A 1,015-nucleotide genomic window follows, 5' to 3' on the forward strand; every position below is an offset into this window, starting at 1 on the left:
CAGGTGGCCACCCTCCTGGACGATGGTCGCGGTGCCGACCTCGGCGCCCGCACCGTTTTTGAGCGAGGTCTTCAGGCCGCCCGCCACGCCACCGTGGTCGTCGCCGTGGCCGGGAGCCGCGGTCTCCGACGGTGCGGCGTGACCGCCACCGTGACCGCCGCTTTCGCCCGCGGGTGCCGCCGAGCTGGTCCACACCGGCGGCGTGGTGCCCTTGACGTCACTCGACTCCTGGCTGTTGGTGCAGGCTGCGAGCCCGAACGCGGCGACCGCGAGCACCGGGGTCACAATGCGCCAGGACGGGCGACGAGTTGTCGACGTGGCCATCAGGGGACTCCTTATCGGACTGGGGCTATACCGCTCAAGATGATGCCACAGCGGCGACACGGCCTACGGCACCGCGTGCCGCGCCTGGTTCAGCGACCGGTCAGTACGACGACGACACCCGGCGAGGTGTCCCCCGACTTGGGCGCGACCGTCCCGCCGACCTGCTCGGCGATCTCGGTGGCCGCGGCCTTGTCGCGCGCGCCGCCGCCGTAATACACGGTGGTGGTGGTCAGGTTCTCACCGCTGTAGTTGCCGGTGCTCACGTTGGTCCAGCCCGCGGTGGTCAGTTCGCTCGCGGTGCGCGCGGCCAGGCCGGCGACCAGGCTGTTGTTCAGCACCCGCACCGATACCGTCTGATCCGTGCCGCCCGTCGCGGGTGCCGTGGTGGTGGTCGTCGGTGCGACGGAAGTCGTGGTGGTGGTCGGGGCGGCGGCCGCGCTGGTGGTCTTCGGCGCGGGCGTAGTGGCAGGCGCCTGCGCGACCGCGCTGGAGGTGGTGGTCTCGGTCTGCTCGGTATCCGATGCCACGGCATCGGAGTTCGACAGTGACATCGCACCCAGACCGGCGAAGACAATGGCCAGCGCGATCAACACCATCGCCAGCGCGCGCAACGGCGGGCCGCCGGGGGTGGGGTTCGGGTTGCTCACCCGCCCAACCCTAGTCGCAACGAAGGGTGTGTGGCCGTCATGTC

At 70.8% G+C, this 1,015-nt stretch carries 2 protein-coding genes; both read right to left on the bottom strand.

Annotated elements, in window-relative coordinates:
* Positions 1-324, bottom strand: a 324-nt coding sequence (locus tag ACFWDO_RS21520) for a hypothetical protein (RefSeq protein ID WP_380347232.1), incomplete at its 3' end; no start/stop codon positions are given.
* Between the two features lie 89 nt (positions 325-413).
* Positions 414-971 (bottom strand): LytR C-terminal domain-containing protein, encoded by a 558-nt coding sequence (locus ACFWDO_RS21525; protein ID WP_378991216.1) that lies wholly within the window; start codon positions 969-971, stop codon positions 414-416.
* Positions 972-1,015 lie beyond the last annotated feature (44 nt).

The sequence above is a fragment of the Isoptericola sp. NPDC060185 genome (assembly GCF_042728595.1).
Lineage (GTDB): Bacteria > Actinomycetota > Actinomycetes > Actinomycetales > Cellulomonadaceae > Isoptericola.